This is a genomic window from Streptomyces longispororuber (assembly GCF_014656095.1).
GTDB lineage: Bacteria > Actinomycetota > Actinomycetes > Streptomycetales > Streptomycetaceae > Streptomyces > Streptomyces longispororuber.
Genome location: NZ_BNBT01000245.1, coordinates 1 through 7,938 on the forward strand (window position 1 = coordinate 1; position 7,938 = coordinate 7,938).

General features: G+C 72.1%; 4 protein-coding genes. All 4 read left to right on the forward strand.

All coding sequences use genetic code 11. From position 1 onward, the window contains the following. A partial coding sequence (locus IE330_RS37000) for an SDR family NAD(P)-dependent oxidoreductase (protein ID WP_190140574.1) occupies nt 1–4,068 on the forward strand: 4,068 nt, incomplete at its 5' end. Nucleotides 4,069–4,498: 430 nt separating this feature from the next. Then, nucleotides 4,499–5,977 carry an N-acetylglucosamine/diacetylchitobiose ABC transporter substrate-binding protein gene (gene ngcE / locus IE330_RS37005; protein WP_229926199.1) on the forward strand — a complete coding sequence of 493 codons (1,479 nt, stop codon included), beginning with the start codon at nt 4,499–4,501 and terminating at the stop codon, nt 5,975–5,977. A 32-nt stretch (nt 5,978–6,009) separates the two neighbouring features. After that, nucleotides 6,010–6,939 carry a carbohydrate ABC transporter permease gene (locus IE330_RS37010; RefSeq protein ID WP_190140575.1) on the forward strand — a complete coding sequence of 310 codons (930 nt, stop codon included), beginning with the start codon at nt 6,010–6,012 and terminating at the stop codon, nt 6,937–6,939. 15 nt (nt 6,940–6,954) lie between these two features. Next, entirely contained in the window at nt 6,955–7,884 is a 930-nt protein-coding gene (locus tag IE330_RS37015; RefSeq protein WP_190140576.1) for a carbohydrate ABC transporter permease, read from the forward strand. Nucleotides 7,885–7,938: the final 54 nt, after the last annotated feature.

Consider the following 7,938-nt stretch of genomic DNA (forward strand, 5'->3'; position numbering starts at 1 on the left):
CGCGCCGGGCGCGTCGTCGCCGCGTGGCGCCGGTCGGCGGCCGACGACAGCGCGGGCCAGGCCCTCGACCGGGGCCTGGCGTCCGGCCTGGCGCGGTGGATCGCCGGGCTGCTGCCCGACCCCGGCGCCGCGTTCCGGCTCCCGGAGCTGACCGGGCACGGCCTCGCCGAGCGCGGGCTGCGCCTGCTCGACCTGCTGCTCCCCGCCCTGCTCCGCCACGGGTACCTCACGGCGGAGGGCGACGGCCGGTACCGCCTGCACGGCACCCCACAGGAGTGGCCCCGCGCGGTCCGGCGGGGCCTGGCCGACGACCCCGCGAACGTCGACTTCGTCTCCCTGCTGTCCCACCACAGCCGGCACCTGGACGCGCTGCTGCGCGGCACCCGCGACCCGCTGGAGCTGCTGACCGGCGAGGCCCCGGCCCAGGCGCTGGAGGCCTTCTACGACCTCGCGCCCCTGACCCGCCTCCACAACCGGCTCCTCCAGGCCCTCGTGACCGAGATGGTGCGGTGCTGGCCCGCCGACCGGCCGCTGCGCGTCCTGGAGGTGGGCGCGGGCACCGGCGGCACCACCGCGGCCCTCCTGCCCCTGCTGCCGCCCGACCGCACCCGCTACTGCTTCACGGACGTCGCCGCGTTCTTCCTCACCCGCGCCCAGGCGCGGTTCGCCGCCTACGACTTCCTCGACCACCGCACCCTCGACCTCGACACCGACCCCGGCGCGCAGGGCTTCGCGCCGGGCGGCTTCGACCTGGTGGTGGCGGGCTTCTCCCTGCACACCGCGCGCGACCTGCGCACCGCGCTGCGGCACGTCGCCACGCTGCTGGCACCGGGCGGGGCGCTGCTCGCCACCGAGGTCCACGACCCGGAGAAGATCGCCGGACTCTTCGGCTTCCTCGACAGCTTCTACGGCCACACCGACACCGGCCTGCGCCCGCACTCCCTGCTGCTGCCGCGCGACGCCTGGCCGCCCCTGCTGCGGCGCTGCGGCTACGAGGACGTCGTCCAGCTCGGCGCGGAGCCCGGGACGGCGGTCCACCGCCAGATGTCGGTCCTCCTCGCCCGGACGCGGGCGGCCGGTCCGGCGGACGGTTCCGCTTCCGGTTCGGCTGCCGACTCCGTTTCCGGCCCGGCTCCCGGCCCCGCCTCCGCTCCCGCCGCGCCGCCCCCACCCGCGCCCCCCGGCACGTACCTCGTGGCCATCGAGTCCGGCGCCGCCCGGGCTCTGGGTACCGCGCTGTCGGCGGTCCTCGCCGAGCGGGGCGCCTGCCGCACCACCGGGACGGTGACCGCCCCCGTCACCCGGGAGGGCTGGCGGCGAGAGCTGGCCGCAGCGGTGACGACCCCGGCGGCGGGAACCCCGCCGTCCGGGACCGTGCACGTGGTGCTGGTCCTCGGCGCGGCGGCCGAGGACGAGGCGAGCCGCGGCACCGCCGTCGCCGCCCGGCGGACCGAGGCGCTGCGCACCTGCCTCCTCGCAGGACAGGACCTCCCCGGCGTCCAGGTGCGGCTCACCCTGGTGACCCGGCCCTGCGGGGCGGTGCCGACCGCCGGTGCCGTGCCGCACCCGCTGGACGCGGCGGCCTGGGGCGTGGCCCGTACCGTCGCCAACGAGCACCCCGACGCGGGCTGCCGCCGCATCGCCCTGCACGCCGGTGCCGACCCGGCCGCGGACGCGCGGCGCCTCGCCCGCGAACTGCTCGCCGAGACCGACGAGGACGAGATCGTCCTCACCCGCCAGGGCCGCTTCGTCCCCCGCGAACGGCACCGCCCCGCGGCCATCCCCGCCACCGCCGGGACGCCGTACACCCTGCGGGTCCGCAACCCCGGCCTGACGTACCACCTGGCCTGGCAGGAGGCGGAGGCCGCGGCGCCCGGCCCCGGCGAGGTGCTGGTCGAGGTGGGTGCCGCCGCGCTGAACTACCGCGACATCATGAAGGCCACGGGCCTGCTGCCCGGCCAGGCCTTCGACAGCGCGCTGGGGGAGCACGGCATCGGCTTCGAATGCGCGGGGACCGTCGTCGCCTGCGGGGAGAACACCACCCGGTTCGCCCCCGGCGACCGGGTGTTCGGCCTGGCCCCCGCCGCCCTCTCCTCCCGCACGGTGGCCCCCGAGCCGGTCCTCCTGCCGGTGCCGGACGGGATGCGCCTCACCGAGGCCGCCACGGTGTACGTGGCCGCCGCCACCGTCGTCTACGGCCTGAAGACCCTCGCCCGGCTCCGGCCGGGCGAGACCGTCCTGGTCCACGGCGGCGCCGGAGCCGTCGGCCTCGCGGCCGTGCGCTACGCCCACGCGCTGGGCGCCCACGTCGTCGCCACCGCGGGCAACGACCTGAAGCGCGACCTGCTGCGCACCCTCGGCGTCCGGCACGTCCTCGACTCCCGCACCCTGGACTTCGCCGAGCGGGTCAGGGAGCTCACCGCGGGCCGCGGCGTCGACGTCGTCCTCAACTCGCTGGCCGGTGAGGCCCTGACCCGCAGCCTGGAACTCCTGCGGCCCGGCGGCCGGTTCGTGGAGCTCGGCAAGCGCGACATCTACGAGAACAAGTCCCTGCCGCTGCGGCCGTTCGCCGACAACATCGCCTTCTTCGGCGTGGACCTCACCAAACTCGTCCACCGCCCCGAGGCGCTCCAGGAGCTCGCCGACGACGTCCTCGACGCCCTCGCCACCGGCGCCTGCGGCCCGCTGCCGCACAGCGTCCACCCCGCGGCCCGCGTCGATGAGGCCTTCGCCCGCCTCCAGCACTCCCGGCACATCGGCAAGGTCGTCGTCGCCTTCGACCCGCTGGACGAAGCCCCCCTCGTGGAGCGCCGCCCGGACACCCCCCTGCGGCTCGACCCGGACGGCACCTACCTGGTCACCGGCGGCACCGGCGGCTTCGGCGCCGCCACCGCCGACTGGCTCGCCGACCGCGGGGCCCGGCACCTCGCCCTGGTCAGCCGCCGCGGCCCGGACGCCCCGGAGGCGCACGACGTCCTGGCCCGACTGCGCGGGCGGGGCGTGCACGCGACCGCCCACGCCGCCGACGCGGCCGACGCCCCGGCCATGACCGCCCTCGCCGCGCGCCTCGACGCGGGCGGGCACCCGCTGCGGGGCGTCGTCCACTGCGCCATGCACCTCGACGACGACGACTTCCTCGCCCTGGACGCCGACCGGACCACCGCCGTCATGGCCCCCAAGGTCAGCGGTGCCGCCGTCCTCGACGCCCTCACCCGCGACCGCGCCTGCGACCTCTTCCTGCTGTACTCCTCCGCCACCGCCACCATCGGCAACGTCCGCCAGGCCCCCTACTGCGGCGGCAACCTCTACCTCCAGGCCCTCGCCCGCAGCCGACGGCACGCGGGCCTGCCCGCCCTGGCCGTCGCCTGGGGAGCCGTCGCCGACGTCGGCTACGTGGCGCGCACCGGCCTCACCCCGGCCCTGGAGGCCGTGGGCCTCAACTCCCTGGCCCCGGCGCGGGCGTTCACCCACCTGGAGGCGCTGCTGGCGGCGGGCGCCGGCACGGCCACGGTCGGCGCCATCGACTGGGGCGTCGCCCGGGGCCTGCTGCCCGTGGTCCGCAGCCCGCGCCTGTCCGCGCTGGTCCCGGCCGGAGCCGCCGACGACCTCAGCAGGGAGGAACTCGTCCGCCACCTCGGCCGGATGTACGCCGACGACGCGGTGCACTACCTCACCGAGAACCTGCGCCAGATGCTCGCCGAGGTCATGCGCATGGAACCCGGACAGCTCGACCCGCACCAGCGCGTCGACAGCTACGGCATGGACTCCCTCATGGGCGCCGAGCTCCTGGTCACCCTCCAGCGCCGCTACGGCGTCGAGATCCCGCCCATGGAGCTGCTGCGCAACCGCAACAGCACGCTCGTCGACATCGCCCGCCTCGTGCACCTGCGCCTGGGTCTGACCCGGGGCGACGAGGCCGCCGGGCCCGGGTCCGAGCCCGCCGACGCCGGGCCCGGGTCCGAGCCCGCCGACGCCGGGCCCGAGCCCGCGGCCCCCGGCGCCGAGGCGCCCGTCACCCTGCCCGCCCAGGCGCGCGGCTCGGCGGAGGCGGCCTCCACGTCCGCCTGAGGAACGGGCCCCGCCGCCGACGGCCGTACCCACGGCGGTCCGGCGGCGGGGCAGGCCCGGGCCACCTCCTCGCACCGGAGGCCCGGCCCGGGAATTCGTCCCGTATTCGTCCGGGAATTGCGGACCGCCCCCGCCCGCGCGGGAATTCGCCGGAGGAGACCCCGCCGCGACAGGCCCCCCACAAGGTCTCGCCACACGAGGTCTCAACTCGGAAAAGGTGGCGGCCGAAAACTGCATTCGATCTTGCTTGCCGCGCGGCGAGTGGACTATACCTGTGCGCGTCCGGGCGGCCCGGTCGGCCGAATGCGGCGACCGCTCGGCCCCCGTCGGACAATCCCGCACCATCGCACGACACCAGCTCCACAACTCCGCGGTGCCGGGGAGGATCCGGTTCACCGCCTGAGTCCTGGAAGAGAGCGAGGACTTGAGCATGGGATCCACCTCCGGTACGCCCGCCACCCCCCGTACCCCCGCCAGCCCCCGTACGCCCGGCACCGGCGGCCTGGGGCGCCGCGACCTGATCAAGCGGAGCGCCGCCCTCGGCCTCATCTCCGTGCCCACCATGGGCTTCCTGTCCGCGTGCGCCTCCGGCGGCGGGGACGACGACGAGAAGGCGAAGACGGTCAAGAAGACCAAGGAGAACCCCTTCGGCGTCGCCGAGGGCAACGACCTGGACGTCTTCATCTTCAAGGGCGGCTACGGCGACGAGTACGCCAAGGCCTGGGAGGCGTCGTACGAGAAGAAGTACGGCGGCGAGGTCTCGCACAGCGGTGAGCAGGACGTCACCGGCAAGCTCCAGCCCCGCTTCAACAAGGGCAACCCGCCGGACGTCGTCGACGACTCCGGGTCGAAGAAGATGAAGCTCGACACGCTGTACAAGGAAGGCCACCTCACCGACCTCACGCAGTTGCTGGACGCGCCCTCCATCGACGACCCGAGCAAGAAGATCCGCGACATCATGCTGCCGGGGACCATCGAACAGGGCACCTTCGGCGGGAAGTTCCACGCGCTGTTCTACGTGTACGCGGCCTGGGGCCTGTGGTACTCCAACAAGCTGTTCAAGAAGCACGGCTGGGAGGTCCCGAAGACCTGGGACCAGCTCCTGGACATCATGAAGGACGCCAAGTCCAAGGGCATCGGCGGCCTCGCCCACCAGGGCAAGTACCCGTACTACATGAACATCGTGATCATGGACCTGATCGCGAAGACCGGCGGCATGGACGCCGTCAAGGCGATCGACAACCTCGACCCCAAGGCGTTCGTCGGCAACGACGCCGCCGAGCGCTCCATCGAGGCGGTCTACGAGATCGTCGAGAAGGGCCTGCTCATGCCGGGCACCAACTCCCTGGAGCACACCGAGGCACAGACCAAGTGGAACGAGTACAAGGCGGTCTTCATCCCCTCCGGGTCCTGGCTGGAGAACGAGCAGGCCAAGCAGACGCCCGAGGACTTCGAGATGACGTTCCTGCCGCTGCCGCTGCTGCCCGACTCCAAGATGAAGCTGCACGCGGTGCGCGTCGGCGCCGACGAGCCCTTCATCGTGCCGTCCAAGGCCAAGAACGTGCCCGGCGGCCTGGAGTTCCTGCGCCGCATGCTGTCGAAGGAGGGCGCCACCGACTTCGCCAGGAAGGCCAGCTCGCTGTCCGTGCTCGGCCCGGAGTACGTCGACAAGAGCGTCGAGCTGCGCCCCGGCATCAAGACCGCCCTCGCCGCCGTCGACGACTGCCCCGTCGAGGAGCGCTTCAACTACCGCTACTCGGAGTGGTACGGCGAACTCGACGTCGAGATCCAGAACGCCACCGGTGAGCTGATGGCCAAGCGCATCACCCCGAAGAAGTGGCTGGAGCGCTGCCAGAAGGCCGTCGACAAGGAAGCCAAGAAGGGCACGGACAAGCACAGGCGGAAGTAGAGGGGCGCGCGCGGGACCGGGAGCAGGGTGTCATGCATCGGAAAAAGTATCCCTTCATCGCGGGATTCCTCGTCCTTCCCGTCGGGCTCTATCTGCTGCTCGTGGTCTGGCCCTACATCCAGACCATCAGCTACTCCTTCACCGACTGGAGCGGGGCTTCCCAGAAGTTCGATTTCATCGGGTTCGACAACTACCGGGACCTGGCGAAGGACGACGTCTTCATCAAGGCGCTCCAGCACAACGCCCTGCTCCTGATTCTCGTGCCCACCCTCACGATCCTGCTTTCGCTGTTCTTCGCCTTCATGGTGAATGTCGGCGGCCGCGGCGGTGCGGGCGGCGTCTCCGGGGTGAAAGGCTCCGGTTTCTACCGGATCATCTTCTTCTTCCCGCAGGTCCTCTCCGTCGCCATTCTCGCCATCCTGTTCAAAGCGGTCTACCGCGGCGACGACTCGGGCCTCATCAACGGCACCCTCCAGGCCGTGGGGCTCGGCGACAAGAACCACCCCACGGAATGGCTGAACGACCCCGACCTGGTCCTGTGGTGCATCGTCTTCGTGATGATCTGGGCCGGCGCCGGCTTCTACATGGTGCTGTTCTCGGCCGCCATGCAGTCCATTCCCCGGGACATCTACGAGGCCGCGCTGCTCGACGGCGCCGGGCGGTTCCAGACCTTCTTCCGGGTGACCCTGCCGCTGCTGTGGGAGACCATCCAGACGGCCTGGGTGTTCCTCGCGATCCTGGCCATGGACGCCTTCCTGCTCATCTCCACGCTCACCTCGCAGGACTTCGGCGGCGGCCCCGACCACAGCAGCGAGGTCATCTCGACGTACCTGATGCGGAACTTCCAGACGTACAGCAAGAGCGGCTACGCCTGCGCCATGGGTGTCGTGATGCTGCTGCTCACCCTGATCGTGTCCATCGTCACGCTGCGGCTCAGCCGCCGCGACCGCATCGAGTACTAGGGAGGCGCGAGCACCATGACGGCTCCCGCGACACAGCCCCCCGTCACCAAGGTCAAGGTGCCCGGCCGGCGGGGCGGGCGCGGCGGACCCGACCGCACGGACGCGAGGGAGGGCAGGACCCTCAACGCCTTCTCGCACGGCTTCCTGGTGCTGTGGGCGATCATGATCGTCCTGCCGCTGTTCTGGATCCTGCTCGGCAACTTCAAGTCCGACTCGCAGATCAAGTCCAGCGCCTGGACCTGGCCCACCGAGTGGAGCCTCGACGCCTTCCAGCGCGGCTGGGAGAAGGGCGTCGGCGACTACCTCCTGAACACGCTCATCGTGATGGCCTTCTCCATCCCGCTCACGATGCTGCTCGGCGCCATGGCGGCGTACGTCCTGGCCCGCTACGAGTTCGTCGGCAACCGGTTCCTGTACTACTTCTTCGTCGCCGGGTCGATGTTCCCGGTGTTCCTCGCGCTCGTCCCGCTGTACTTCATGGTCGACCGCCTGGGCATGCTGAACACGTACCAGGGGCTGATCCTCGTCTACGTGGCGTACTCGCTGCCCTTCACCGTGTTCTACCTGCACTCGTTCTTCCGGACGCTGCCGACGGCCGTGCACGAGGCGGCGGTCATCGACGGCGCCTCGCACACCCGGGTGTTCTTCCAGATCATGGTGCCGATGGCGAAGCCCGGCCTGATCAGCGTCGGGATCTTCAACGTCCTGGGGCAGTGGAACCAGTACATCCTGCCGCTCACCCTCATGCAGAAGCAGAGCGGCGGCGACGAGGACCGCTCGATGCTCGCCCAGGGCCTGGTGAGCCTGATGAACCAGGGGAACTACGAGACCGACCTGCCCGCCCTGTACGCGGGCATGACGATCTCCATGATCCCGGTGCTCGTGGTGTACGTGTCCTTCCAGCGGCAGGTCCAGTCGGGGCTCACGGCGGCCACCATCAAGTGAACGGACGCGCTCCGCGCGCGGGGCCGGGGGCGGACGGGCGGGCCGGGGACCGGC

Excerpts from the sequence above, each read along its gene's own strand:
- ngcE (WP_229926199.1), top strand. The coding sequence starts at position 4,499 with ATGGGATCCACCTCCGGTACGCCCGCCACCCCCCGTACCCCCGCCAGC.
- IE330_RS37010 (WP_190140575.1), top strand. The coding sequence starts at position 6,010 with ATGCATCGGAAAAAGTATCCCTTCATCGCGGGATTCCTCGTCCTTCCC.
- IE330_RS37015 (WP_190140576.1), top strand. The coding sequence starts at position 6,955 with ATGACGGCTCCCGCGACACAGCCCCCCGTCACCAAGGTCAAGGTGCCC.